General features: G+C 66.5%; 19 protein-coding genes. 9 read left to right on the top strand and 10 right to left on the bottom strand.

Annotation, left to right across the window (positions count from 1 at the left end; all coding sequences use genetic code 11):
- Positions 1-112 precede the first annotated feature (112 nt).
- Positions 113-1,165: a Leu/Phe/Val dehydrogenase gene (locus ACVENA_RS03690; protein ID WP_449327697.1), complete on the top strand. Its 1,053-nt coding sequence runs from the start codon at positions 113-115 to the stop codon at positions 1,163-1,165.
- Positions 1,162-1,434 (top strand): hypothetical protein, encoded by a 273-nt coding sequence (locus ACVENA_RS03685; RefSeq protein ID WP_449327696.1) that lies wholly within the window; start codon positions 1,162-1,164, stop codon positions 1,432-1,434. The genes ACVENA_RS03690 and ACVENA_RS03685 overlap by 4 nt, the downstream gene beginning before the upstream one ends.
- A gap of 144 nt (positions 1,435-1,578) precedes the next feature.
- Here ACVENA_RS03685 and ACVENA_RS03680 read toward each other — a convergent pair whose 3' ends face one another.
- The 7 genes from ACVENA_RS03680 to ACVENA_RS03650 form a co-directional block, all read right to left on the bottom strand.
- A complete protein-coding gene (locus tag ACVENA_RS03680; protein ID WP_449327695.1) occupies positions 1,579-2,757 on the bottom strand; it encodes a dipeptidase in 1,179 nt (392 codons plus the stop codon).
- Positions 2,754-4,331, bottom strand: coding sequence for a serine hydrolase (locus tag ACVENA_RS03675; RefSeq protein ID WP_449327694.1), 1,578 nt, complete (start codon positions 4,329-4,331; stop codon positions 2,754-2,756). Before ACVENA_RS03675 ends, ACVENA_RS03680 begins: the two co-directional genes overlap by 4 nt.
- The gene (locus ACVENA_RS03670; RefSeq protein WP_449327693.1) at positions 4,328-5,461 is read right to left on the bottom strand and encodes a YkvI family membrane protein; all 1,134 of its coding nucleotides are present in this window, start codon (positions 5,459-5,461) and stop codon (positions 4,328-4,330) included. The genes ACVENA_RS03675 and ACVENA_RS03670 overlap by 4 nt, the downstream gene beginning before the upstream one ends.
- Positions 5,458-6,513: a DUF1611 domain-containing protein gene (locus ACVENA_RS03665; RefSeq protein WP_257548222.1), complete on the bottom strand. Its 1,056-nt coding sequence runs from the start codon at positions 6,511-6,513 to the stop codon at positions 5,458-5,460. The genes ACVENA_RS03670 and ACVENA_RS03665 overlap by 4 nt, the downstream gene beginning before the upstream one ends.
- A gap of 23 nt (positions 6,514-6,536) precedes the next feature.
- Positions 6,537-8,738: a TonB-dependent receptor gene (locus ACVENA_RS03660; protein WP_449327692.1), complete on the bottom strand. Its 2,202-nt coding sequence runs from the start codon at positions 8,736-8,738 to the stop codon at positions 6,537-6,539.
- 233 nt (positions 8,739-8,971) lie between these two features.
- Positions 8,972-9,976, bottom strand: coding sequence for a dipeptide epimerase (locus ACVENA_RS03655; RefSeq protein ID WP_449327691.1), 1,005 nt, complete (start codon positions 9,974-9,976; stop codon positions 8,972-8,974).
- Complete coding sequence (locus tag ACVENA_RS03650) at positions 9,976-11,931, bottom strand: serine hydrolase domain-containing protein (protein WP_449327690.1); 1,956 nt, start codon at positions 11,929-11,931, stop codon at positions 9,976-9,978. Before ACVENA_RS03650 ends, ACVENA_RS03655 begins: the two co-directional genes overlap by 1 nt.
- 162 nt (positions 11,932-12,093) lie before the next feature.
- Between ACVENA_RS03650 and ACVENA_RS03645 the strand changes: the two genes are divergently transcribed.
- Together ACVENA_RS03645 and ACVENA_RS03640 are read left to right on the top strand one after the other, a co-directional pair.
- Entirely contained in the window at positions 12,094-12,717 is a 624-nt protein-coding gene (locus ACVENA_RS03645; protein ID WP_449327689.1) for a helix-turn-helix domain-containing protein, read from the top strand.
- Between the two features lie 29 nt (positions 12,718-12,746).
- Positions 12,747-14,432: an N-acyl-D-amino-acid deacylase family protein gene (locus ACVENA_RS03640; protein WP_449327688.1), complete on the top strand. Its 1,686-nt coding sequence runs from the start codon at positions 12,747-12,749 to the stop codon at positions 14,430-14,432.
- 6 nt (positions 14,433-14,438) lie between these two features.
- On the opposite strand, the gene ACVENA_RS03635 is transcribed toward ACVENA_RS03640, so the two are convergent.
- Both ACVENA_RS03635 and ACVENA_RS03630 read right to left on the bottom strand, forming a co-directional pair.
- A complete protein-coding gene (locus ACVENA_RS03635) occupies positions 14,439-15,044 on the bottom strand; it encodes an NADPH-dependent FMN reductase (protein WP_449327687.1) in 606 nt (201 codons plus the stop codon).
- Positions 15,045-15,073: 29 nt separating this feature from the next.
- Entirely contained in the window at positions 15,074-15,838 is a 765-nt protein-coding gene (locus tag ACVENA_RS03630) for a phytanoyl-CoA dioxygenase family protein (protein WP_257548212.1), read from the bottom strand.
- A gap of 100 nt (positions 15,839-15,938) precedes the next feature.
- On the opposite strand from ACVENA_RS03630, the gene ACVENA_RS03625 reads away from it, so the two are divergent.
- The 3 genes from ACVENA_RS03625 (at position 15,939) to ACVENA_RS03615 (ending at position 21,778) form a co-directional block, all read left to right on the top strand.
- Complete coding sequence (locus ACVENA_RS03625; protein ID WP_449327686.1) at positions 15,939-16,859, top strand: LysR substrate-binding domain-containing protein; 921 nt, start codon at positions 15,939-15,941, stop codon at positions 16,857-16,859.
- Between the two features lie 428 nt (positions 16,860-17,287).
- Positions 17,288-19,606 carry a TonB-dependent receptor gene (locus ACVENA_RS03620; protein WP_449327685.1) on the top strand — a complete coding sequence of 773 codons (2,319 nt, stop codon included), beginning with the start codon at positions 17,288-17,290 and terminating at the stop codon, positions 19,604-19,606.
- Positions 19,607-19,768: 162 nt separating this feature from the next.
- On the top strand, positions 19,769-21,778 hold the full coding sequence (locus tag ACVENA_RS03615; protein WP_449327684.1) for an alpha-glucosidase: 2,010 nt from the start codon (positions 19,769-19,771) through the stop codon (positions 21,776-21,778).
- On the opposite strand, the gene ACVENA_RS03610 is transcribed toward ACVENA_RS03615, so the two are convergent.
- The gene (locus ACVENA_RS03610; RefSeq protein ID WP_449327683.1) at positions 21,724-22,641 is read right to left on the bottom strand and encodes a LysR family transcriptional regulator; all 918 of its coding nucleotides are present in this window, start codon (positions 22,639-22,641) and stop codon (positions 21,724-21,726) included. The genes ACVENA_RS03615 and ACVENA_RS03610 overlap by 55 nt on opposite strands.
- A gap of 65 nt (positions 22,642-22,706) precedes the next feature.
- Here ACVENA_RS03610 and ACVENA_RS03605 point away from each other — a divergent pair, with 65 nt between their 5' ends.
- Together ACVENA_RS03605 and ACVENA_RS03600 are read left to right on the top strand one after the other, a co-directional pair.
- Entirely contained in the window at positions 22,707-24,260 is a 1,554-nt protein-coding gene (locus ACVENA_RS03605; protein WP_449327682.1) for a glycerol-3-phosphate dehydrogenase/oxidase, read from the top strand.
- Position 24,261: 1 nt separating this feature from the next.
- A complete protein-coding gene (locus ACVENA_RS03600; RefSeq protein WP_449327681.1) occupies positions 24,262-25,665 on the top strand; it encodes an FAD-binding oxidoreductase in 1,404 nt (467 codons plus the stop codon).
- Positions 25,666-25,717: the final 52 nt, after the last annotated feature.

Raw genomic sequence — 25,717 nt, 5'->3', positions numbered from 1 at the left:
TTATAAATATCTAGGAATAAATATCCCATATTTTGCCGATCCGCTCCGAAAAGCGACCGAGATTGCCCGCGCTATCCATGCCATCTTCCACGCCTCATCAAAGGAGAGATTCATGGTTGCCCGCCCCGCCCGCCTGATCCCGCCGGTCGAATGCGTTCGCCTGCACGATGCCGACAGCGGACTCGACGGTGTGATCGCGATCCATTCGACGACGCTCGGCCCCGGCGCCGGCGGCTGCCGCTTCTGGACCTATGCCGGTATCGACGAAGCGCTCGCCGACGCGCTGCGGCTTGCCGAGGGCATGAGCTACAAGAATGCGCTCGCCGGCCTGCCGCTGGGCGGCGCCAAAGCGGTGCTGCGGAGGCCCGCGAGAGATTTCGACCGCGCCAAGCTGTTCCGCGCCTTCGGCCGCGCGGTCGAGCAGCTCGGCGGCCTCTATGTGACCGCCGAAGATGTCGGAACCTCGGTCGCCGACATGCAGGAGGTCGCCGGCACGACGCGCCACGTCGCGGGCCTCCCGCCCGCCGCCGACCGCGCCGGAGGCGATCCGTCGCCGTGGACCGCGCGCGGAGTCTTCGAATCGATGCGCGCCGCGGCGCGCTTCGCGCTCGACACCGACCTCGCCGGGCTGACGGTCGCGGTGCAGGGAACGGGGAATGTCGGCGCTGACCTGTGCCGCCGCCTGTCCGATGCCGGGGCGCGGCTGGTGATCGCCGATCCGAACCCGGCGCGCCGCGACCGGCTCGCCGCGATCCTCGGCGCCAAGGTCGTCGACGTCGATGCGATCGCGTCGGTGCAGGCCGAAATCTTCGCGCCCTGCGCGCTCGGCGGCGTACTCAATCGCGACAGCGTCCGCGCGATGAAGGCGAAGCTCGTCTGCGGTGCGGCGAACAACCAGCTCGCCGCGCCCGAGGTCGCCGATATGCTTCGCGACCGCGGCGTCGCCTATGCGCCCGACTATGTCGTCAACGCGGGCGGAATCATCAGCGTCTCAGCCGAATATCTCGGCGAAGACGAGAGCGACGTCGAAGCGCGAGTGGGCCAGATCGCGCCGCGCGTCACCGCCTTGCTGGACCGCGCCGCGCGCGAGGGACGCTCGCCTGCGGTGGTCGCCGACGAAATGGCCGAAGAGGTCATCGCCGGCGCCGAGCGGGTCGCGGCGTGATGCACCGCTTCCGGATCGACGCGCTTCCCGATCCGCAATCGCTTCCGCGCATCGCCGGCGTCTTCGCGCAGCGCACGATCGTTCCATCGGCGATGCGGATGGAAGTGCGCGACGGGTCCATGCAGATCGAGGCGATCGTCGCGGGACTCGATAACGCGCGCGCCGCCGTCATCGCCGCGAAACTGGGCGAGGCGGTCGCGGTGATCGAAGTCGCGTTGGACGGAGGGGAGGAGGCCGTACCCTTTGGCGCCGAGAGCCTCGCCGCATAACGGTGAGTTTGATCACGGGATACTGCCTTGGAATCGTCATTGCGAGCGTAGCGAAGCAATCTCCAGCCACCGTCTGTAAGGAACGATCGCTGGAGATTGCTTCGTCGCTACGCTCCTCACAAAGACGACTGGGGCGTGCGCCGTCTACGTCCCCTGTGCCGCGAGGACGCGGAGGATGTTGCCGCTCCACATTTTCTCGATGTCGGCGTCCGAATAGCCCGCCTGCTTCAGCCGTTCGGTGACCTTCGGCAGCGCGGTGATGTCCTCGATGCCCTTGAGGCCGCCGCCGCCATCCCAGTCGGCGCCGAAGCAGATATGATCGACGCCGCCGACCTCGATCGCGCGCAGCACCATCTTCATATAATCCTCGAAGTCCGCCGCCCACATCGTTTCGGTCTTGTCGAGTTCGCGCCATTGGCGGGTGAGGTCGGCCTGCGCTGCGGGGCTCAACTCGCCGATCCGCTCATAGTCGGCGAACAGCTTCGCGCGCGCCGGCGACATGTTCATTTCCGACATATAGATGGTCGAGATGCACATCGCGCCGCCCTTCGCCGCAAGCGCCTTCAGCCGCCCCTCGTCGAGGTTGCGCGGGTGATTATGCGCCGAACGCAGGCTCGAATGCGAGAGGAGGATCGGATATTTCGACAGCGCGAGAAGCTGGTCGAAGGTCGCGTCGGACGAATGGCTCGCGTCGATGACGATACCGAGCCGGTTCATCTCGGCGACCCATTGCTTGCCGAGCGGGCTGAGCCCGTTCCAGCGCGGCTTGTCGGTCGCGCTGTCGGCGAACTGGTTGTTCGCCCCGTGCACCGGCCCCGCGAGCCGCACGCCCTTGTCGTAGAACTCCTTGAGCAGCGACAGATCCTCGCCCAGCGGATAGCTGTTCTCGATCGACTTGAAGGCGACGAGCTTGCCTTCCTTGTTCAGCCGCCGCGCATCGTCGGCAGTGCGCGCGGCGCCGATCACGCCTTTATTGTCGGCGATCATCTTGTCGATGACGTCCGACCGCTTGCGGGCATGGGCGAGCGCCGCCGCATAACCTGCGGCGGTCAGCGGCCCCTGATCGGTGTAGATCGCGAAGAAGCCGCCATCGAGATTGCCGTCCTTCATCCGCGGGATGTCGAGCTGCGACAGGTCGGTCGCCAGATCATGACGATCGGCGAAATTCCAGCCCTGGCGCTCGAAATGGAGCGGGGTGTCGAGGTGGGTGTCGAGCACGAGCATCCGGCTGTGCAGCGGCGCTTCCGACGGCTTCGGCTCGTCGCCGCCGCTCGAACAGGCGGCGAGCGCGGTCGCGGCGAGCAGGATGGCGATGCGTTTCATTTCTTGTCCTCCACGGGCTTCAGGTCGAGGTCCTGATAATCCCAGCTGAAATCGGCAATCTGGCTGACCGCCTTCATCGTCACGCCGGTCACCTTGCCCTCGGCATCGAGCGCAAAGGTCACATAGGCGGGTTCGATCGCCGGATCGTCGAAATCGGTGACGAAGCTGTCGTACTGCCAATGCTTGAGCCGCCCCGCCATCCGCGGCGTCGAGGTGAAATCGATCGTCAGCCCCTTCGCGCCCGACCCGATCACCACGTCGCCGTACCAGGGATCGCGGTAGCGCCCCGCATAGCCCGCAAGCGGCAGCGATGGCCCCGATTTGACGGGCGACGCCTTCGCCTGCTTGAGGAACTCGACCCCGCCCGCAAGCCGCGCCTGATACCAATCCTCCCACTTGGTGGTCCAGCCATAGTCGGGCTGGTCCAGATAATGGTCGAGCAGTTCGTAAGTGAGGCCGAGCAGCATGCCGCTGTCCTCGCTGTTCATCATGATCGCGAAGCCGACATTCCTGTCGGGGATCATGACGACGCGCGTGATCGATCCGAAGACGCCGCCGCCGTGCTGGATGATGCGGTGGCCGCGATAATCCTGCACCTGCCAGCCGAGCGCATAGGCCTGCTGCGTCGGCTGCGCGGGCTTCAGCGCGTCGGGCAGCGGGGTGATCGGCATCGGCGTCACCGGCGCCCACATCTCGGCTGCCTGCTCCTCGCTGAACAATCGCTTGCCGTCCGGAAGCGCGCCGCGCGCGAGTTGGATCTTGAGCCATGCCGCCATATCCTCGGCGCTCAAGGCGAGCCCGCCCGCCGGCGCGCCGTTGCGGCCCAGCTCGTCGCGCTCGTCGAGCACCTGCTGCGGCCCGATTCCGCGCAGCACGCCCGACAGGCGCGCGTGCGGCCACGAGCGGTTGGCGACGGCGAAGCGCTCCTCGCTGTCGCTCGTCGCATTCTTCATGCCGCCCGCGCGCAGCACCCGCGCGCGGATGAAATCCTCCCAGCGCTGCCCCGTGACCTCCTCGATGAGCTGCCCCGCCACGGCATAGAGGATATTGTCATAAGCGTAGGCCGAGCGGAAACTCGTCCGGGGTTTGAGGAAAGCCACGCGCTCGGCGGTCTGCTTGCGGGTGAGGTTGGTGCGCGGCACGAACATCAGGTCGCCCTGCCCCAGCCCCAGCCCGCTGCGATGGACGAGCAGGTCGCGGATCGTCATCTCGCGCGTGACCCACGGATCGTACATGCGGAACCAGGGCATATGCTTGATGACCGGATCGTCCCACGCGATCCTGCCCTCGTCGACGAGCACCGCCAGCGCCGCGACGGTCATCGCCTTGCCGGTCGATCCGGTCTGGAAGATCGTCTCGCCGTCGACCGGCGCGCTCTCGCCGAGCTTGCGGACGCCCCAGCCGCGCGCCAGTGTGGTCTTGCCGTCCTCGACGATCGCGATCGACACGCCGGGCGCGCCGACCTTCTGCCGCAGCGCCTCGACGCTTTCGCCGATGTCGGCGGGCGGGTCCGCCCAGGCGGGCGCGGCGGCGGACAGCAGCAGCGGCAGGGCAAGCAGGCGAAGCATTTTCATGGCAGGACCTCCAGTGGGGGAACGGACGCGGAGCGCAGCAGGCGCCAGGTGCCGAGGGTGAGCAGCGGCACGACGAAGACGGCGAGGAAGAGCCAGGCGAGGAAGCGGTATCCGCTCGCGATCAGATCGACGAGGCCGATTTCGCCCGCCACGAACATGCAACCGGTGAGGATCGCCGCGCCGATCAGCGCCCGTGCCCCGGCGCCGAGCGCGGGGCGCCCGCGGCTCTCGACCGCGCCCGAGATACGCTCGTTGATCGCGTGCACTGCGCCCGCGCCGCTTTCGAGCAGCGCCGCGAGGATCATCACCTGGAACAGGATGTGGAAGCCCGGCACGTTCATCTGGCGGAGCAGGAAATCGGAGGGCAGCGTCTCGGCGCCGATCGCGGGATAGAAGGCCATCATCGCGACGAAGAAGAGAATCGCGGGCAGCATCGACAGCGGCCCCGCGATCAGCCCCGCGACCACCGCGTCGCGCTGGCTGGTCAGGTGCCGGAGCACCGGCAGGATCACCACCGCGCCGACGATATTATAGCTCGCATAAGTGATGCCCCCCGCCATCCAGTCGCCCGAAGGCGGCGGCGCGGCGGCGAACCCCTGTGCGATCGGCCCGCCGAAGCGCGCGAGCGCGAGGATCAGGAACAGCGCATAGACGGTGTAGAGCAGGATCGAGACATATTTGAACATCTGCTCGACCACCCCGGTCCCGCGCGCGGTCACCGCGACGATCAGGACGGCGAGCAGCAGCGCGCCCGCCCATTCGGGCCAGCCGAAGGTCGCGGCGCCGATCGCCGCCGCCGCCGCGCCGAACACCGCGAGGATCAGGATGACGAAGATGATATATGCCGCCTCGAACGCGATCCAGCCGGGGCCGAGCAGCCCCTTGAAGAAAGCGCGATAGTTATAGGCACCGAGCTGGCGCGCGAGCGCGAAGGTCAGCGCGGCGACGAGGCTCCAGATGCCGGTCGCGAGCAGCATCGCGGCGAGCCCGCCCCACGGCCCCGACGGCACGAAATATTCGGCGAGTTCGCGTCCGGTGGCATAGCCGCCGCCGATGATCACGGCCTTGAGCGCGAAGCCGGGGAGCAGGAAGCGCTGGAACCGGCTGGGGTTCGCCGCGCCGGCCGTCATGCGAGGATGGCATCCACGAGCGCGTCGAACCCCGCGCCGCCGCGGATCGGATCGGCGACCGGCAGCCCGAGCCGCGCGCGCTCGGCCGCCATCAGCGCCTCGGCGCCGTCGGCGTCGAAGCTCGCGGTATTGAGGCAGACCCCGCCGCAGCGGATCGCCGGGTTCGTCCGGCTGCCGAGGCGGATCGTCAGGTCGATCACCTCCTCGATCGTCGGCAGCGCGAAACTCTCCATCCCCAGGATCACCTTACGTGTCGGATCGTGGCAGACGACGAAGACGTCGGGCTGGCTGCCGTGAAGCAGGCCGAGCGATACCGCGGCATAGGCGGGGTTGAAGATCGACCCCTGCCCCTCGATCAAATCCCAATGGTCCGCCGCCGCGTCGGGGCTCAGCATCTCCGCCGCGCCCGCCTCGAAATCCGAAACCACCGCGTCCATCGGCATACCGCCGCCCGCGATCATGATGCCGGTCTGGCCGGTCGCGCGGAAATCGGCGGCGATCCCGCGTTCGAGGAAAGCGCGGTGCAGCGCGAGCGCGGTATATTTCTTCCCCAGCGCGCAGTCGGTGCCGACCGTCAGCAATCTCTTGCCGCTGCGCTTGCGTCCGTTGCCGACCGGTATCGACGGCGGCGGGGTGCGGACGTCGATCAGCCGCCGCCCGGTGCGCCGCGCCGCTTCGGCCAGCGCAGGCACGCTCGCGAGGCGGGCGTGGAGCCCGCTGACGATGTCGAGCCCGGCCTCCATCGCCTCGACGAGCGCCGCGACCCAGCTTTCGCCGATCACCCCGCCCTGGTTGGCGACCCCGATCACCAGCGACCGCGCACCCGCCGCCCGCGCCTCGGCAGGCGCCATCGGCGGCAGGCCGGTGGTGACGGCGCAGCCCGCGACCGACCATTCGCCGACGCAGCGGTCGGCCGCCCAGTCGGCGAGCCCGAAGGCGGTCTTGGCATAGCCGGCCTCGACCGTGTCGCCGAGGAAGAGGAGATAGGGCTGCGGCAGGGCGGGAACGCCCCCCCGGTCGGCGTCCGCACGCCGTTGCAGCACAGTAGCCATGATCCAGTCTCTCCTCTCGGCCGTCAGAAGCCGGCCGTCAGTGTCACGCCAAAGGTGCGCGGCCGGATCACCGCCGTCCCCGCAGCGCCCAGCGGCACATTGGCCGGCGCCTCGAGCGATGTCTTGCCTTCGCTGTCGGTCAGATTCTTCGCATAAAGCTCGAGCGAATATTTGCCGAAATCGACCCCGGCGCGCAAATCGACGACATCATAGGCGGGCAGATAGCGCTGCCGGCCGTTGGCAGTGCGGAAATCGAGATCGAAGCCCGCGGGCTGTTTCGACAGGCTGCGCACCGACGCCCCGGCATAGGCCTTGGCATCGCCGCCCAGTTCCCACTCGTAATCGGCATTGGCGCCGATGCTGTATTTGGGCGTGTAGGGCAGGCGATCGCCGGCGAGCCCGCCGACCAGCGGCGGCGTGTCGTCCTTCAGCCGGGCGTTGGTATAGGCGCCGTTGAGCGAAAAGGTCAGCCCGCCCACCGGGCGCAGCGTCGTGGTGAATTCCAGGCCGTCGCTCTTCGCCTTGCCGCCGTTGAAATTGACGCCGAAATCATTGACCTGGCCAAAGACCTGAATGTCCTTCCAGTCGATATGGAAAGCGGCGATGTCGATCGAGAAGCTGCGGTCGACCGTTTCGGCCTTGACGCCGAGCTCATAGCTGATGAGCGAGTCCGAACCATAGGTGGCGAGTTCGGGCGGCGCCCCCGGCGCGAGTACGTTCGGGCCGCCGGGGCGGAAGCCCTTGGCGACGCGGGCATAGATGGTCGCCTGGTCGCTGACCTCGAACTGCGGCGCGACCGAGAAGGTGAAGACATTTTCGGACGAGCGCGCCTTCGGCAGCTTGCTGGGTCCGCCCGCGAGGACGCCGTCCGACACCTGATCCGCGACCTGTTTGTTGCCGCTGTAGCGGCCGCCGAAGGTCAGGTCGAAGCGCTCGCCGAGATGGAGCGTCGCATTGGCGAAGCCCGCGAGCTCGCGATAGCGCGAGTTGATCGTCGCGATGCCGAGCAGCGGCAGATCCTCGATCGGGGTCAGCGTCCCCGGCTCCACCGCGTTGAAGGTCTGATCGATGATCCCTTTCTCGCGCGTGTAATAGGCGCCGAGGAGCCATTCGAAATGCTCATTCTCGGGCGACTGCAGTCGTATTTCCTGCGAAAAGCGCCGCACGCGGGTGAGTTGCCCCTGATAGAAATCGTTGGGCGCGCCGAAAAAGGCCTCGATCAACGGACCATATTGAGTCGTGAGATCGCCGCGGAACGATTGCGACAGACTGCTGTAGCTCGTCGCCCACACCAGATTGGCAAAGCCGAGATCGGCGTCGACGACGGCGCTGTAGACGCGGTAGCGGACATCGGTGAATTCGGGAACGAACTGCGACTGCGACAGGCGGCCGTACAGCGTCCGCCCGGTCGACGGGTCGCTGTCGACGCTGTTCGAGGCGTGCGTCTTCAGATTCTGGAGATAGGCGCTGAGCTGGATCGAGATACTCTCGCTCGGCTTGAACAACAGCGACGCGCGGCCACCATAGCTTTTCGAACTGTTGATGTCGTTTTCGACATCCGATCCCGCGGTGCCGATCGAGTCGATGAAACCCCCGAAGTCGCGATAGAAACCCGAGGCACGGAAAGCGACCATATCGCCGAGCGGCACATTGACCACCGCGCTGCCCAGATAGGATTCATCGCCGCCCTTGACCGTCTCGACGCTGCCGCGCGCGCGGACCTCGACTCCGCTGGTATCGGGCTTGCGCGTCACATATTTGAGCACGCCGCCCATCGAGCTCGCGCCATAGATAGTGCCTTGCGGACCGCGCAGCACCTCGATCCGTTCGACGTCGAAGGTGTCGAAGTCGCCCGCGAGGATCGCGCCGTTGACGAGCCCGCTGCTCGACCCGAAGGTCGTTTCGTCCTGATAGACCGCAACCGTCGAAGCAACGCTGCCGGTGTTGACGCCGCGCAGCACGAGGCGGCCGAAGCCGGCGGTGGTCTGGTTGAGCTGAAGCCCGGGAACGAGCTTCAGATAATCCGAAAAATTCGTCGCCTGGACATTTTCGAGCGCATCACCGGACACGACGCTCACCGACTGCGGCACGTCGATCAGCCGCTGCTCGCGCTTCTGCGCGGTGACGACGATATCATGTTCGTCGCCGGCCGCTTCGTCGGCATGGGCCGGCATCGCCACCGCCAGCGCGGCCAGGCTACCCGCCATCAAAAAGACCTTCTTCATCGTCCTACCCCCAAGACTTGGCCGGGCGGGAAGCGAAATCGCCCCGCGCGGCCGTGATGATGTCCTTCTCGGATCGTCGATGCGGGCCATGCGCGCCCCAGACCCGCCCGCGAAAGTCGCGCGGCACGCCGTAGGGAATGACCCTGTCATCCCGTCCTTCGATCTCATGTTTCAGTTTTTCGACTATTGTCCTAATCAGAAAATTGTCAACCCATTTAGGACATAAATTTGCATCAACCCCAGATTTCGGGCGGACAATCGATCGTGCCGCCGCGATAGACGACGCCGGGGTCGCGATCGCACGCGAGGAAGGTCGGCCCGTCGAGATCGACGATGTCGCAAAGCTGCCCGACGAGATAGGAAGGCGCCATCGACAGGCTGGTGCCCATCATGTTGCCGACCATGACGTCGAGCCCGAGCCTCTTCGCCCGCCGCGCGATCGCGAGCCCCTCGGTCAGCCCGCCGCACTTGTCGAGCTTGATATTGACGACGTCGAAGCGCCCGACGAGCGAGGCGGTATCGGCGAGCGACAGCGCGCTTTCGTCGGCGACGAAGGGCAAGGGTCGCTTGAGCCCGTCGAGATCGGCCTCGCGCCCGCGTTTCAACGGCTGTTCGAGCTGCGCGACGCGCGCCTCGGCGAGCACCGGCAGCAGGTCGGCGAGCGTGCCGACATCATAGCCCTGGTTCGCATCGACGCCGATCCAGGCATCGGGGCGCGCGGCGCGGATCGCGGCGACGCGCGCGATGTCGTCGCCGAGGTCGCCGGTCAGCTTGACCTTCACCGGCGCCTCGGGATCGATCGCGAGCGCCGCCTTTGCCATGATATCCGGATCGTCGGCGCCGAGCGTCAGCGTCGAGCGCAGCGGCTGCGGCGCATTCAGCCCCGCCAGATCCCAGACCGGCCGCCCCTGCTGCTTCGCTTCGAGCTCCCAGAAAGCGCAGTCGAGCGCGTTGCGAGCGCCGCCCGGCGGCAGCAAGGTCTGAAGGTCCGCGCGCGTCGCTCCCTGCTCGATCGCGCCGCGCACCCCGGCCGCTTCGGCGACCATATGGTCGACGTCGTCGCCGAGATAATAGACCCCGGCCCCCTCGCCGCGCCCGACATGTTCGCCGTCCGACAGCTCGGCGACGAGCAGCGCGGTCTCGGTGAAGACATGGCCCGAGATGCGGAACGGCTGGTGATAGGGAAAACGCTCGACCCGAAGGTCGAGCGTCAATCCGCCGATGTTCTGCGCCCTCATCAATAGACCATTCCGAAGCCATAGAGATGGAAGGCGAGCGTTACCCAGACGAGCACCAGTCCTGCAAGAACCAGCAGCACCGCGCCGAGCTTCATCGTCCATTTGCGCTTGCCCTGGATGCTGAGCCACAGGTGCCAGACGGCAGTCGCCAGCAGCCCGAAGGCGGCGAGCGGCGTCAGGACGCGCAGCAACTGGATCAGCCAGTCGAGCGGCCCGCCGATGCTGCCGATATCGGCCGAGAAGGCCGCGATCAGACCGAACCAACCCGCGACCGCGGCCAGCGCCAGCCACGCGAAGACGCGCGACAGGCGATACGCACGGAGCGGCTTGCCATCGAGCGCGAAACTCGCGCCGAAGCTGCGCCGCACCAGTGCGCGCACCGGCCAGGCGAGCGCGGCAAGCAGCGCGATGCCGAGCGCCGCGATCAGCGCAGGCATCAGCCACGCCGCATTGGTGCCGGCCGGCGCGGGATCGAAGACCATGAAGGGCGATCCGGCGTCGAGGCTCCAGCGCACGACCTTGCCGTCCTTGACGTCGGCGGCGAGGCGTTCGCCGGTGGCGGCGTCGCGCCAGACGAAGGGCTCGACCTCCACCCAGTCGCGCGCGCCGGCGCTCAGACCTTCGAGCCCCGGCACGCTGATCTTGCCGTCCTCGGTCAGCGTCACCGTCGGCTGGCCGAGCAGGCCGAACAGGCTCATGAAGTTGGTGAACGACCCGCGGCTGGTGACATAATGGCCGACCATCATTTCGGCGTGCTGCTTCGCGGTCTTCGCGTCGACCCGACCCGTCGGCGCGGGGCCGGGCAGGTAGCGGTCGGCGAATTCATGAAACAGCGCGCTGCGCACCGCGCCCGCGCCGCCTTCCTTGCCCGGGCTGTTCATCGAGATGAACACGCCGACATCGGCATCGGGGAACAGCCACAGATAGGAATGGAACCAGACGGTGTCGCCGCCGTGCGCGATCGCACGGTGGCCGTTGACCCATTGTTCGTAGAAGCCGAGCGCCATGCTGTTGAGCGGGCCGACGCCGGGCGCCTTGTAGTCGTGCATCATCTTCGCGGTTTCGGGCTTCAGCAGCCCCGCGCCGCCATTCAGATGCGCGATCATGAACTTGCCCATGTCGGCGCCGCTCGCCGACAGGCTGCCCGCGGGCGCGGGAGTCACGATCTCGAACGGCCGCGCCTTCTGCGTGATGTCGGGATAGCCGCTTGCCATATCGGGAACGAGCGCCTTGGGAAGCGGCTGGCGGAAGGTCGAATGCGCCATGCCCAGCGGCTTGAAGATGTGATTGTCGATATAATCGTCGAAGGGCTCGCCGCTGACGCGCTCGACTATATAGCCTGCCAGCGCGGTCGCGTAGTTCGAGTATGCGGGCGTCGTTCCGGGCGCGAACACACGCTCGGGCAGCGCGAGCGGCAACAGCTTCTTGAGCGGCATTACCGCCTTCGGATCATTGCTGATCAGGTAGCGAACCGATTCCTCGAAGCCCGCGGTGTGCGTCATGATGTTGCGCAGCGTGACCGGTTTGCCCTCGAACGGCGGAATCTTGAAGTCGAGATAGGTGTTCACATCCTTGTCGAGGTCGAGCTTGCCCGCCTCGACCTGCTGCATCACCGCGGTCCAGGTGAAGAGCTTCGACACCGATCCCGGCCGGAACAGCGTGGTTTCCGCCGACACGGGCTTGCGCGTCGCGACGTCGGCATAGCCATAGCCCTTTTCGAGCACGACCCCGTCGCCGCGCACGACGACGACGACCGCCCCCGGAATGCGCGCGCGGTCGAGCGCATAGGGCAGAAAGCCGTCGAGAAAGGCTTCGAGATCGGTCGCGTTGAGCGTCGCCGCTTGCGCGGGTTTCGCCGGCGGCAAGGGCGGCGCTTCGACCGTCCTGGCGGCGGGCGCGGGGGCCGGGCCCTGCGCCGCGAGCGGAACCGCCGCGACCGCGGCAAGCCCGATCATGGCTTTGTGAAATAAACGCATCCTCTTCCCCTCTTTGTCAGGTGGGTCTGCCGACCCTTGCGGCAAGCCGCGCGACCCCTTACCAAGGGACGGCACCTCTTGACCCAATGGGGACATAATGATCCTGATTAGAAAATTGTCAAATATGGAATGGAAGAACTGATGGCGGACCGTCCCAGCCCGCCGACGCTCGGCGCGGTGATGCGCGGCATTCGCTCGCGAAACGGCTGGACGCTCAAGGAGATGAGCGCGAAGTCGGGGATTCCGGTATCGACGCTGTCGAAGGTCGAGCACGACCGGCTGACGCTCAGCTACGACAAGCTCCAGCAGCTCAGCCAGCGACTCCAGATTCGCATGTCGGACCTTTTTGCCGAGGATGAGGAGGAAAGCGCGCCGCGCGTCACCGGCCGCCGCAGCATCGGAACGATCGACCGGGCGGCGCGGGTCACAACCGACAATTACGACTATCATTATCTCTGCACCGACCTTCGCCAGAAGCGGATGATCCCGATCGTCACCCGCATCCGCGCGCATAGCGCGCGCGAGTTCGGTGAGCTCGTCCGCCACCAGGGCGAGGAATTCATCTATGTCCTCGAAGGACGGATCGAAGTGCACAGCGAATTCTACGACCCCGTCACCCTCGAGGTCGGTCAGGGCATCTACATCGATTCGTCGATGGGTCATGCTTACGTCGTCGCCGAAGGCTGCGAGGAAGCGCTGGTGCTGGGGGTCTGTTCGAGCGCCGACGATGGCCTGATGGATTCGCTGATGAGCCTGCACGGCTAAAATTTGCTAAAAAAACACAGGAGAGACGCATGGCACCCGGTCGAACCTTCACCCTCGCGCTGGCGCTGCTCGCGGGCGCGGCGGCCGCATCGGCGGCCGAGCCCGCCTATGACGTCGTGATCCGCGGCGGCACACTTTACGACGGGTCGGGCAAGGCGCCGGTCGTCGGCGACGTGGCGATCAAGGGCGACCGCATCGTCACGGTCGGCAAGGTCGCGGGCAAGGGTCGGACCGAAGTCGCGGCCACGGGCATGGCGGTCGCGCCGGGCTTCATCAACATGCTGAGCTGGGCAACCGAATCGCTGATCGCCGACCCGAGGAGCGAGAGCGACATCCGGCAGGGCGTCACGCTGGAGGTGATGGGCGAAGGCTGGTCGATGGGACCGCTGAACGCGACGATGAAGGCGCTGGAAACCCAGCGTCAGGGCGACATCAAATATCCGATCGAATGGACCAGCCTCGGCGATTATTTCACCTATCTCGAAAAGCGCGGCATCGCGACGAACATCGCGAGTTTCGTCGGCGCCGCGACGGTGCGCGTCCACGAGCTGGGCGAAGGCGACGTCGACCCGAACCCCGAGCAGCTCGGCCGCATGAAACTGCTCGTCCGGCAGGCGATGAACGAGGGGGCGCTCGGCGTCGGCAGCTCGCTGATCTATGCGCCCGGCTCCTATGCCGAGACCCCCGAACTGGTCGCGCTGATGACCGAGGCCGGAAAATGCGGTGGCATGTATATCAGCCACATGCGCTCGGAGGGCGACCGGATCGGCGAAGCGGTCGACGAGCTGATCGAGATCGCGCGCCAATCGGGAGCGCCCGCCGAAATCTATCACCTCAAGATGGCGGGGCGCGGCAATTGGGACAAGCTCGACGCCATCGTCAAGAAGATCGAGGATGCCCGCGCCGAGGGGCTGCGGATCACCACCGACATGTACACCTATACCGCCGGCGCGACCGGGCTCGACGCCGCGATGCCGACCTGGGTGCAGGCGGGCGGGCTGGAGGCGTGGATCGAACGGCTGAAAGACCCCGCGATCCGCGCGCGCGTCGCCGCCGAGATGCAGAAGCCCGGCAGCGACTGGGAAAATCTCTATCTCGGCGCGGGCGCCGACAAGATGATCCTCGCCGGTTTCAAGAATGACGCGCTCAAGCCGCTGACCGGCAAGACGCTTGCCGAAGTCGCGGCGATGCGCGGCAAGTCCCCTGAGGAAACCGCGATGGACCTGGTCGTCGAGGACGGCTCGCGCGTCGGCACCATCTATTTCCTGATGTCGGAGGACAATGTCCGCAAGCAGATCCAGCTGCCGTGGATGAGCTTCGGTTCGGACGCCGAATCGCAGGCGCCCGAGGGCGTGTTCCTGAAATCGAGCACGCATCCGCGCGCTTACGGCAATGTCGCGCGCCTGCTCGGCCGCTATGTCCGCGACGAGAAGCTGATCCCGCTCGAGGAAGCGGTGCGCCGCCTCACCTCGCTTCCCGCGACGAACCTCGGCCTTGCCGAACGCGGAGCGCTGAAGCCCGGCTATTATGCCGATGTCGTGGTGTTCGATCCCGCGACGATCGCCGACCGCGCGACCTTCGAACAGCCGCAGCAATATGCGGTCGGGATGCGCGACGTCTATGTGAACGGGGTCGCGGTGCTCAAGGATGGCGAGCATAGCGGCGCGACGCCCGGACGCGCGGTCCGCGGCCCGGCGTGGAACCATTGCCGCTGAGGGCGTTCAGGCGAAGGCGGCCGCCTTGTGCGGATTGTCGGCATAAGCACGCTTCATCCGCGCGAAGTCGACGACCTGGCCGGTCATGATGTCGAGCTGCGCCGCGATCGCCTGATCGACGAGCAGACCGTCGGCGTCGAAGAGCGGCTGGCTCGAATTGGCGGTCACCGCCATCGGCGTCGGCCAGCCGCGCAGGGCATGGGTGATCGAGCGCAAGGTCGCAAGCGTGCTGCCCGCCGCCTGCCATCCGCCCGCGACCGCGATCAGCCCGACGGCGCGGCCGTCGAAATAGGGCTGCGCGTCGGCAACCAGATCCTGCGCATAGTCGAGGGCATTTTTCACCACCCCCGACACGGTGCCGTGATAGGCAGGCGACGCGACGATGACCCCGTCGGCGCCGCGAAGCGCGGTGACCAGCGCCCGCGCCTTGTCGCAGCGTTCGCTGAGGTGCGGCGCATAGAGCGGAAGGTCGATCGCATCGCCCGCGAGCAGCAGGCTGTCGGCGCCCCGCGCCTCGCAGCACGCGAGCGCGTGGCGCAGCAGCCGCTCGGCCGAACCGCCGGCGGTCGCGTTGCCGCCGAGCGCGACGATGCGCGGGCGCGTGCCCGTCACCTGCCCCGCCCCGTCAGTTGCCCATCCTGTCAATTGAACGTGACCTGGCTGCCGCCGCGCAGGAAGGCGATGGCGTTGCGGCGCAGGTGATTGGTGCCGGGATTGAGAATCGGCTCGGGCGAATATTGCGCCAGATAGACGCGGCGCATGTTCGGGGTCGAGTTCGATCCGGTCGCATGGAGCGCAAGACTGGAGAAAGCGACGACGCTGCCCGCCGGGACTTCGAGCGTCACCCCCTCGCTGTCGCCGGTATAGCCGACAAGGTCGTTGCTGCCCGGCTGGCGGCTGTGCGGGACGATGCCCTCGCGCGTTCCGGGCGCCTGCGAGAAGGGCAGGATGCGCACCGTCCCGTTCGCGACCGTCGTGTCATCGAGCGTGCACCAGCAGGTGAGATAGGGCTTGTGATCGGCGGGGCCGCCGTTGCCGACGACATAGCCCGAATCCTGATGCCAGCTGAACGGCATGCCCTTGTCGGCGCCTTTGACGACATATTGGTCGTAGAAGAAATAGGCATCGTCGCCGAGCGTCGCGCGGCAGATGTCGGCCATCGTCTCGCTGAACAGCATCCGGCGCAGGTCGGGCTGCCGGCGCTGGCATTCGCCGGCGAAATAGCGCTTGCCCTTGTGGCTGATGCCGTCGACCTCGACGCCGAGCGCGTCGAGGCGGGCGTCCTCGCGTTCGATGACGCGGCCGCATTCCTCGCGCAGCAGGTCGAGAAGCGGGCCTTCGAGGATGCGTTCGAAGACCGCATAGCCTTCGGTGGCGAATTGTTCGCGCTGGGCGGAGAAATCCATCTTCACTCTCCCGATGTTGTCTAAGGTGCCACGTAGCGCAATATTATCCATCGCATCCAATCGAATTGCATCCAACGGTCATACGTCTATACTATGGCTTATGCGGATGAGACAGGTCGAGGCGTTTCGCGCCGTCATGATGAGCGGGGGCATCACCGCCGCCGCGACGATGCTCAACATCAGCCAGCCGTCGGTGAGCCGGCTGATCGCCGACATGGAGCGCGCGGTCGGCTTTCGCCTGTTCGACCGGCGCGGCGCGCGCGTCCACCCGACCGCGCAGGCGCAGGCGCTCTATGAAGCGGTGCGGCGAAGCTATGCCGGGCTCGACCTGCTCGACCAGGCGGCGCGGCGCATCCGCGCGCATCCGGTCGGCACGGTGCGGATCGCGGCGCTGGCGGCGATCGCGACGGCGATCCTGCCCGCGGTGATCGCGCGCTTCCGCATCCTCTATCCCGAGATCAAGATCACGGTCGAATCGCTCGGCCAGCGCGCGATCGAGGAGCGGGTGTTCCTGGGGCAGGCCGATCTGGGCATCGGGATCGACGTGCCGGGCCGCGAGGGCATCCGGTCGACCCCGCTGGCGCGCGCCGAATATGTCGGCGTGCTTCCCGCGAACCATGCGCTGGCGGCACGCGAGCGGCTGACGGTCGAGGATCTGGCGGGCGAGGAATTCATCGGCCCGATGCACGAGGCCGACGCGCTGTGGAACGGGATCGACGTCGTGCTCGAAACCTCGGGCGTCGCGATCTCGCGCCGGCTCGAGACGCAACAGTCGCATACCCTCTATGCGTTCGTCGAGGCGGGGCTCGGCATATCGATCGCGGAGCCGTTCAGCGCGCCGCTGTTCCACCGGCTGGGCGTCGCGATCCGCCCCTTCACTCCGCCGGTCGAACTCGACTTCGGCCTGCTCGAACCCGACATCGGCCCGACGCCCGAGATCGTCGCCTGGCTGAACGCCGACGTCGCGCGCGAGACCGCCGCGTGCCTGGCGCATGTGCGGAAGGTCGTGGCGGCAGGTTAGTTGGGATGGCGGGTTTGGGGTGGGGAGCCGCCCCTCCCCACCTTCGTCATTCCCGCGAAAGCGGGAACCCAGTGTGGGGTTAGCCGACGCGCGCTCTGGGTCCCCGCTTTCGCGGGGATGACAAAGTCAGGAGAGGTCGGGCGTCCGCAATCGGTCGCTTTCAGACTCTCATCATCCGGATCAAGCCCGGGATGACGACAAAGGATGGCTCGGTTTTCGGTCCTTAGCTGCTGGTCAATAAAGCCATAGCATTTGGACATAATCTACCGATATTTCTCGATTGGACTGCAATGATTTTAGCGGTCATCCCTACGCTGGCAGATTGACCATATTGTCAATTGAATGAGTAGATATTAGGAGGCCTGCCGAGCCTCCTACTCGATGCACGAGCGGACGCAGATCCGCTGCCGCTTCTTGGGGAGGATGAAATGAAGTTTTCGCCGTTCAAAAAATCGTTGTTCCTGTCGTCCGTGCTGGGCGCCGCGGCCTTGGCCGCGCCCGCCGCCGCGCAGGAAGCCGCGGCAGCAGCCGACGCACCCTTCGCCAACAACGACATCATCGTCACCGCGCAAAAGCGCGCGCAGAATCTGCAGGACGTGCCCGTCGCCATCTCGGTCGTCTCGGGCGACATGCTCGAGCGCGCCAACGTCAATTCGGCCGAACAGCTTTTCCAGCGCGTCCCGACGCTGACCTTCCGCAAGGGCAACACCAACAAGGATTCGGCGCTGTCGATCCGCGGCGTCGGCACGATCAGTTTCTCGTCGGGGGTCGAACCGTCGGTGTCGACGGTGATCGACGGCGTCGTCTATGCCCGCACCGGGCAGCAGACGTCGGACTTCCTCGATGTCGAGCGCATCGAAGTGCTGCGCGGGCCGCAGGGCAGCCTGTTCGGCAAGAACGCCAGCGCGGGCGTGATCAACATCGTGACGCGCGAACCCGACGACGCGCTCGGCGGCTATGTCGACGCCGCCTGGTACGAGGGCAATGAATATCGCATCCGCGGCAGCGTCGGCGGCGCGCTCGGCGACGGCGTCAAGGCATCGCTCACCGGCTTCTGGTCGCAATATGACGGCAACGGCCGCAACGTGTTCAACGGCCACAAGATCAACGGATATGAGCATTGGGGCGTGCGCGGCAAGCTGATCGCCGAGCCGACCGACGCGCTGAAGATCACGCTGATCGCCGACTATTCGAAGAACAGCGACAATGGCTATGCCGACAGCATCGGCACCGTCTTTTCCTCCGCGTTCAACGATGCGGTGTTCAAGCCGAGCCTCGCGCCGCTGACGCTCGACGGCAAGAACAAGAACATCGACAACGACCTCGACCCCTATACCAAGGACAAGAACAGCGGCGTGTCGGGGCAGATCGACTATGATTTCGGCGGCGTGACGCTGACCTCGATCACCGCCTATCGCCACTGGTATAATTTCCAGGTCCGCGACGGCGATTTCCGCTCGGACGCGCCCTCCTACGTCAACACCGGCACCGCGTCGGGCGACGTGCTTTCGCACGACCGCGGCGACCTGAAGTTCGACCAGTTCACGCAGGAATTGCGTATCGCCTCGTCGAACCCGCAATTCTTCGAATATGTTGCGGGCCTTTATTATTACCACACGAAGGAGGTCGACTTCTTCAACCGCACGGTCACCGCCTGCACCGCCTCGACGCTGCCGGCCGTGGGCGGGCTGACGCCGTGCGCGGCCGGGTCGTCGACCTATACGACGAACGAGGGCAACGCCGATTTCACGACGACGCTGACCAGCTATTCGGCGTTCGGCCAGGGCACGCTCAACTTCACCGACGCGTTCCGCGGCATCCTGGGTCTGCGCTATACCGAGGACAAGGTCAGCTATGACTTCGCGCGCACCTCGACCCAGACGACCGCGTTCAGCGGGGTGAACCCGGCCTTCAGCGCCGACGGTTCGATCAAGGATCATGGCTGGTCGGGCAACGCCGGGCTGCAATATGACGTGACCGACGACATCATGGCCTATGGCATGTACACCCGCGGCTACAAGGGACCGGCGCTCAACGTCTTCTTCAACATGCAGGCGCGCGACACCGGCCGGATCGACCCCGAAAAGTCGAATGCCTATGAGGCGGGGCTCAAGATGCGGCTGTTCGACCGCAAGCTGACGCTGAACCTTGCGGCCTTCTATGCCAAGTACGACAATTATCAGGCGAACTTCCTCGACATCGTCGCGGGGCAGGTCGTTACCCGCCTGACCAACGCCGGTTCGGTGTCGACGCGCGGCATCGAGATGGATTTCAACGCCGCGATCACCGACGATTTCCAGCTTTCGGGCGGCTTCAACTACACCGACGCGCACATCAACACCTTCATCTGCCCGGTCGGCGCGGCGGTGACCTGCGCCGATGCGATCAACGGCAAGCCGTTGCCCTTTGCCCCCAAATACAAGGGCACGGTGACGATGGACTGGCGCCTGCCGCTGAACCTCGACGGCTTCAATGTCGATCTGAACAGCTCGCTCACCTATCAGAGCAAGACCAATTTCGACATCAACCAGAACCCCAACGCCTTTCAGAGCCCCTATGCGATCTGGGATGCGGGGATCACGCTGCGTACCGCCGACGACAAATATGCGCTGTCGTTCCTGGTCAAGAACATCACCGACAAGCAGTTCGTCATCCAGCGCATCCCGAACGGCACCTCGTTCATGCGCCAAATCACCCCGCGCGATGCCGAACGCTATGTCGGCGTGACCGGACGCGTGAACTTCTAAGGCCCCTGCCCCGCCGCGCGGTCCGTCCACATCGCGCGGCGGGGCGAATTTTGCCGGGCACATGGCAATAATATAATCGTCGCCCCGCCCTTCGACGCCGCCTGCGGCGGCGCTCAGGATAGGGGCGACGATCAAAGATTCGCGATGAAAGGATATTCGCCCATGGCGCTCGACGCGCTCGACACCGGCTTTGCTCTCCGCGTCGGCGGGCGGACGATCCTGTCGCACCGCGCGGATGCCCCCTGTTTTTTCGTCGGGCGCGGTGAGCCACATGTCCACGGGGCGCTCGGCCATTTCGACGTAACGCAGGACGTGATCGAACGGCGGGCGCTGGCCTATGCCGAGGTTCAGGGCGATATCGTGCGCTTTGCCGAAAGCGAAGGCGCGCCGTGGCTGCTCGAAGCGGCGGTGTCGGACGACGGCAACGACGCGGCGATCGCGCTGAAGGCGCTCGACCCGGCGCTCAACCGGCTATGGCTGCGCGTTCCCGCGGAGGTGGGCGAGCATGTGTGGGGCGGCGGCGAGCAATTCTCCTATTTCGACCTGCGCGGGCGGCATTTTCCGCTGTGGTCGAGCGAGCCCGGCAACGGCCGCGACCCCTCGTCCTCCCTGTTCCGGCAGGTCGAGGCGCATCGCAAGGGCGGCGGCGGCGGCTATGCCCACACCAATTATCCGCAGCCGACCTATGTGAGTTCGCGGCGCTATGCGCTGCACGTCGACAGCTTCGCCTATGCGGCATTCGATTTTCGCAATGCCGATTTCCACGAAGTCGAGGTGTGGGAGATTCCGGCGCGGATCGAGTTGTGGGCGCGCCCGCGTTTCACCGACCTCGTCTCGGCGCTGTCGGCGCGGTTCGGGCGCCAGCCGCCGCTGCCCGAATGGCTGCTGAAAGGCGCGGTGATCGGGCTCAAGGACGGCGACGAGAGCTTTACGCGCCTGAAAGCCTTTGAGGACGCCGGGGTCGCGGTGTCGGGGCTGTGGTGCGAGGATTGGGTCGGCCTGCGCATCACCAGCTTCGGCAATCGCCTCTTCTGGGACTGGCAGTGGAATGCGGACCGCTATCCCGATCTGCCGGCGCAGATCGCGGAGCTGCGCGAACGCGGCATTCGCTTCCTCGGCTATGTGAATCCCTATCTTGCGGTCGACGGACCGCTCTATGCCGAGGCGGCAGCGCGGGGCCTGCTGGTGATGCGGCCCGACCGCGACGAGCCTTATGTCATCGATTTCGGCGAGTTCGACTGCGCGCATGTCGACTTCACCAATCCGGCGGCGGCGGACTGGTTCGCCGACACGATCATCGGCGAGAAGATGATCGATTTCGGCCTGTCGGGCTGGATGGCCGATTTCGGCGAATATCTGCCCGTCGACGTGCGGCTGGCGAACGGCGAGAGCGGGATGACCGCGCACAACCGCTGGCCGGCGCTGTGGGGCGAGGTGAATGCGAAGGGGATCGCAGGACGCGGGCAGACGGGCGAGATGATGGTGTTCATGCGCTCGGGCGCCGCCGGGGTGCAGGGGCATTGTCCGATGCTGTGGGCGGGCGACCAGGCGGTCGATTTCAGCCGCCACGACGGGATCGGCACGGTGATCTGCGCGGCGCTGTCGGCGGGGATGCTGGGCAATGCGCATCATCACAGCGATTGCGGCGGCTATACGAGCCTGTTCGACACGGTGCGCGATGCCGAGCTGGCGATGCGCTGGGCCGAGATGTCGGCCTTCACATCGATGATCCGCACGCACGAGGGCAACCGGCCGCGGCAGAATGTCCAATATGACGACAGTCCCGAACTGCTCGCGCATTTCGCGAAGATGACGCGGATTTACGCGCATCTGGCGCCCTATCTGCGGCGGTTGTCGCGGGAAGCGTCGGAGACGGGGTTGCCGGTGCAGCGGCCGCTGTTCCTGCATTTCGAAGACGACGCGGAGACCTATGCGATCCAGACGTCGTATCTGCTCGGCCCCGACCTGCTCGTCGCGCCGGTGATCGCGGCGGGAAAACGCGAATGGACGACCTATCTGCCCGCGGGGGCCGAATGGGTGCATGTCTGGTCGAAGAAAGTCTATGCGGGCGGCAGCGACGTGACCGTGGCGGCGCCGTTTGGGGAGCCGCCGGTCTTTTATCGCGCCGGGTCGCCGGACGCCGCGCTGTTCGCCGGGATCCCTTCGGCCTGAGCGACATCCTTGAGCACCGCGACGAAGGCGGCGACGAGCGCGCTGCGACTACGGTTGCGCAGGAGGTGGATGGCGTCGCGGGTGACCTCCGACGGCGGGAGGGCGATCATCGCGAGGCCGCTGCGCAGCGCAAGACGCCGCGGCACGACGGTGATCGCGCGACCGCTGCGCGCCATGTCGAGGCAGGCGGCGGTGGAATCGAGTTCGTAATCGGGGAACTGTCCGGCGGCGAAGCGCATGCGGATCGCGCGCGGAAAATTGCTGCCCGGCGCGGGGCGCGGGAGCGCCCAGGGAAAATCGCCACTGTCGCCCTCCCCCCGCGCGAGCGGGTGATCGGGCGCGCAAACGAGCACCAGCGGCTCGGGCGGCAGCGGGATGCACAGCACTTCGCCGGCGTGGGCGGACGTGGCGAATTTCGCGCGATTGCAGACGACGAGATCGAGGCGGCGGTCGACGAGGGTTTCGAGCAATTGCTCGGACGGCCCGCCGGTAACGATGACGCGAACGCCCGGATGCCCCTTGGCGAAGCGCGCGATCGCGTCGGTGAGCAGGGGTTGCAGCGGATAGGGACCGGCGCCGACCGCGACGGTGCCGCTGCTCGGCTGGCCGAGCCCGCGCGCTTCCTGTTCGAGGTTCGCCGAGGCGGCGATGACGTCGCGCGCCGAGCGGATCAGACGGTCGGCATCGCTCGTCGGGCGCACATAGTGCGTGGTACGGTCGAACAGGGCCCGGCCCAGCTCCTCCTCGAGCTTCTGGATCGACCGGGTCAGCGCCGATTGCGTCAGGCCGAGTTCGTCGGCGGCGCGCGCATAGCTGCCGAGACGGTAGAGCGTGTCGAAATGACGAAGGCGGCGGAGGTTCATGGCGCGCACCATATCATTCCCATTATGCAATACCAATGCCGCTGTGATGCGCTTAGCGTGACGCCATGAGCAGCACCCAACTCGACGCGCGGACGCGGCGCCAGGCTTTTGCCGAACTCGAAGCGCGCACCTTCGACCTTGCGGTGATCGGCGGCGGGATCACCGGTGCCGGGATCGCGCGCGATGCGGCGATGCGCGGGCTGTCGGTCGCGCTGGTCGAGGCGCGCGACTATGCGAGCGGGACGAGCAGCCGGTCGTCGAAGATGATCCACGGCGGTCTCCGCTATCTGGCACAGGGCGACATCGCGCTGGTCAAGGAAGCGGCGTCGGAAAGGCAGGTGTTGCGGGGGATCGCGCCGCATTTGACGAGATTGTCGCCTTTCCTGATCCCGACGACGAACATGGCGATGACCGCGAAGCTGCGGACGGGGCTGTGGACTTTCGAGAAATTGGGCGGGGTGCCCGAGGCCGAGAAGCATGAAGTGATCGGCCTCGCCGAATTGCAGGCGCGCGAGCCGTTGATGCGCACCGACCGGCTGAATGGTGCGGTATTATACCCCGAATTCCTGACCGACGATGCGCGGCTCGTGCTCGCCAATATCCGCAGCGCGCAGGGTGCGGGCGCGGTGGTGATCAATCATGCGGCGGCGTCGGACCTGACGGACGACGGGCTGGTCGCAACATCGTCGCTGGGCGATAGTCTCGGCGCGCGGATCAGAGCCAAGCTAGTCGTCAGCGCCGCGGGCGCGTGGGTCGACTCGGTGCGCTCCCTGGAGGCGGGCGAAGGCGATGCGCGGCTGTCGCTGAGCCGCGGCATCCACCTGGTGCTGCCGCGCGAGCGGCTTCCCATCAACGCGACCCTGATCATCCGCGCGCCCGACAAGCGCAGCATCTTCGCGGTGCCGCGCGGCGCCTTCACCTATATCGGCACGACCGACGTCTTCCACGACGGCGCCGATTACTGGCCCGCGCCGACGCGCGCGGACATCGACTATCTGCTGCGCGCCACCGAAGCGGCGCTGAGCATCGACCCGATCGGGGATGCCGAGATCGTTTCGCTATGGTCGGGGGTGCGGCCGCTGATCGCGCAGCCGGGGAAGAAAGCGAACGAGGTGTCGCGCAAGGACGAGATATGGACCTCGCCGAACGGACTCGTCTCGATCGCGGGGGGCAAGCTCAGCGCCTATCGCGCGATGGCCGAACGCGTCGTCGATCTGGTGGTCGAGCGGCTGGGCAGGAACGCCCTGCCCTGTTCGACCGCCGAAGTGTCGCTGCCGGGCGGGTCGCGCGAGGTGCGGCTGGCGGGGCTAGATCCGCTGGCGGCCGAACGGCTGGCCGGGCTTTATGGCGACGAAGCCAACGAGATACTGATCGCGGGCGGCGACGTCGCCGCCGAAGCGGCGCGCGCGGTGACGCACGAAGGCGCGGCGCGGCTCGAGGATTATTGGGTGCGGCGCAGCGCACGCGCCTGGTTCGACGAAGGCGCGGGTCTTGCCGCGCTGGCGCCCGCCGCCGAGGCGATGGGCGCGCTGCTCGGATGGGATGATGCCGCCAAGGCGGCCGAGATCGCGCATTGCCGGCGGATCAACGATGAGAGCCGCAGGCTTTTGGGAGAGTGAGATGAGTTCGATTGCCGAAGCCCTAGCGAGCGCCATCGGCGCCGATCGCGTCGCGAGCGACGCCGATGCGCTGAATGCGCGGCGTTACGATCAGTGGGCCGTCAAGCATCTGCGCGACTGGCGCGGCGAAGGCGTGCCCGCGCCCGGCTGCGTCGTGCGGCCGCAATCGGTGGAGGATGTGCAGAAGGTCGTGCGCCTTGCCGGCGAGCGCCGCGTGCCGCTGATCCCCTATGGCCTCGGCAGCGGGGTGTGCGGCGGGATCGAGCCGACGCCGGACGCGATCCTGCTCGACATGAGCGCGATGAACCGGGTCCGCTTCATCGACAGCGACGATCTGCTGGCGAGCTTCGATGCCGGACTCAACGGCATGGAAGCCGAAGAAGCGGTCGCGGTCCACGGCCTGACGATCGGTCACTGGCCGCAGTCGATCGCGATCAGCAGCGTCGGCGGCTGGGTGTCGACGCGCGCCTCGGGGCAATTTTCGACCGCCTATGGCAATATCGAGGACATCATCCATTCGATCGAGGCGGTGCTGCCGAACGGCGAACTGGTAACGCTGGGCAAGGCGGTGCGCGCCGCCGCCGGACCCGATCTTCGCCACCTGCTGATGGGCGCCGAAGGAACGATGGGCGTCATCACCGGCGTGACCTTCTCGCTACGCGCGAAGGCGCCGCACCGCGATTACAGCATCTTCTATGCGAACGACATGCGCGCCGGGTTCGAGGCGCAGCGGCGGATCGTCCGCGCCGACTGGCGCCCGCCGGTGATGCGCCAATATGACGGACGCGAGGTGCGGCGGCTGTTCCGCGATTATGAACAGGGCGGCAAGGCAATGCTGCTGATGGTCCATGAAGGCCCGAAAGCCCGTGTCGACGTCGAGCTGGCGGCGATGCACGAGATTTGCGCCGCTGCGGGGCTTGAGGCGGGCGATCCGATGGCGGCGAAGCAATGGATCGAAAAGCGCAACCATGTGCCGAGCTGGCGCGACATGTTCGAGCGCGGCTATGTCGCCGACACGGTCGAGATTTCGGGGCGCTGGAGCGAGATCGGCGCGATCTATGACGACAGCATCGCGGCGCTGAACGCGATCCCCGGCGTCATCAACGCGTCGGCGCACAGCAGCCATGTCTATCGATCGGGGATCAACCTCTATTTCAGCTTCGCCGCGACCTTCGAGGACAGCGCGAAGATGGAACCCGCCTATTTCGCGGGCTGGCGCGCTATCATGGAAGCCACCGCGAAGCATGGCGGCGGGGTCGCGCACCATCATGGCGCGGGGCGGCTGAGAAAGCCGTATCTGCATCATGACTTGGGCGAGAGCGGCGTTGCGTTGTTGCGGCGGGTGAAACAGGCTCTCGATCCGGAGGGGATCATGAATCCGGGCAATCTGATACCCGATGCGTGAACAGGGCATCCATACACCCCGTCTCCCCGAGCGAAGTCGAGGGGCCATGCCG

Source organism: Sphingopyxis sp. 550A (genome assembly GCF_053569535.1).
Note: the sequence above shows the minus strand (reverse complement) of the source record. Positions and strands in the feature narration are given on the sequence as shown.

Coding starts and splice junctions, on each gene's coding strand:
- ACVENA_RS03670 (WP_449327693.1), bottom strand. CDS start 5,461: ATGACGGCCGGCGCGGCGAACCCCAGCCGGTTCCAGCGCTTCCTGCTC.
- ACVENA_RS03610 (WP_449327683.1), bottom strand. CDS start 22,641: ATGAACCTCCGCCGCCTTCGTCATTTCGACACGCTCTACCGTCTCGGC.
- ACVENA_RS03620 (WP_449327685.1), top strand. CDS start 17,288: ATGAAGTTTTCGCCGTTCAAAAAATCGTTGTTCCTGTCGTCCGTGCTG.
- ACVENA_RS03640 (WP_449327688.1), top strand. CDS start 12,747: ATGGCACCCGGTCGAACCTTCACCCTCGCGCTGGCGCTGCTCGCGGGC.
- ACVENA_RS03605 (WP_449327682.1), top strand. CDS start 22,707: ATGAGCAGCACCCAACTCGACGCGCGGACGCGGCGCCAGGCTTTTGCC.
- ACVENA_RS03660 (WP_449327692.1), bottom strand. CDS start 8,738: ATGAAGAAGGTCTTTTTGATGGCGGGTAGCCTGGCCGCGCTGGCGGTG.
- ACVENA_RS03600 (WP_449327681.1), top strand. CDS start 24,262: ATGAGTTCGATTGCCGAAGCCCTAGCGAGCGCCATCGGCGCCGATCGC.
- ACVENA_RS03645 (WP_449327689.1), top strand. CDS start 12,094: ATGGCGGACCGTCCCAGCCCGCCGACGCTCGGCGCGGTGATGCGCGGC.
- ACVENA_RS03680 (WP_449327695.1), bottom strand. CDS start 2,757: ATGAAACGCATCGCCATCCTGCTCGCCGCGACCGCGCTCGCCGCCTGT.
- ACVENA_RS03675 (WP_449327694.1), bottom strand. CDS start 4,331: ATGAAAATGCTTCGCCTGCTTGCCCTGCCGCTGCTGCTGTCCGCCGCC.
- ACVENA_RS03655 (WP_449327691.1), bottom strand. CDS start 9,976: ATGAGGGCGCAGAACATCGGCGGATTGACGCTCGACCTTCGGGTCGAG.
- ACVENA_RS03650 (WP_449327690.1), bottom strand. CDS start 11,931: ATGATCGGGCTTGCCGCGGTCGCGGCGGTTCCGCTCGCGGCGCAGGGC.
- ACVENA_RS03630 (WP_257548212.1), bottom strand. CDS start 15,838: ATGGATTTCTCCGCCCAGCGCGAACAATTCGCCACCGAAGGCTATGCG.
- ACVENA_RS03665 (WP_257548222.1), bottom strand. CDS start 6,513: ATGGCTACTGTGCTGCAACGGCGTGCGGACGCCGACCGGGGGGGCGTT.
- ACVENA_RS03625 (WP_449327686.1), top strand. CDS start 15,939: ATGCGGATGAGACAGGTCGAGGCGTTTCGCGCCGTCATGATGAGCGGG.
- ACVENA_RS03615 (WP_449327684.1), top strand. CDS start 19,769: ATGGCGCTCGACGCGCTCGACACCGGCTTTGCTCTCCGCGTCGGCGGG.
- ACVENA_RS03690 (WP_449327697.1), top strand. CDS start 113: ATGGTTGCCCGCCCCGCCCGCCTGATCCCGCCGGTCGAATGCGTTCGC.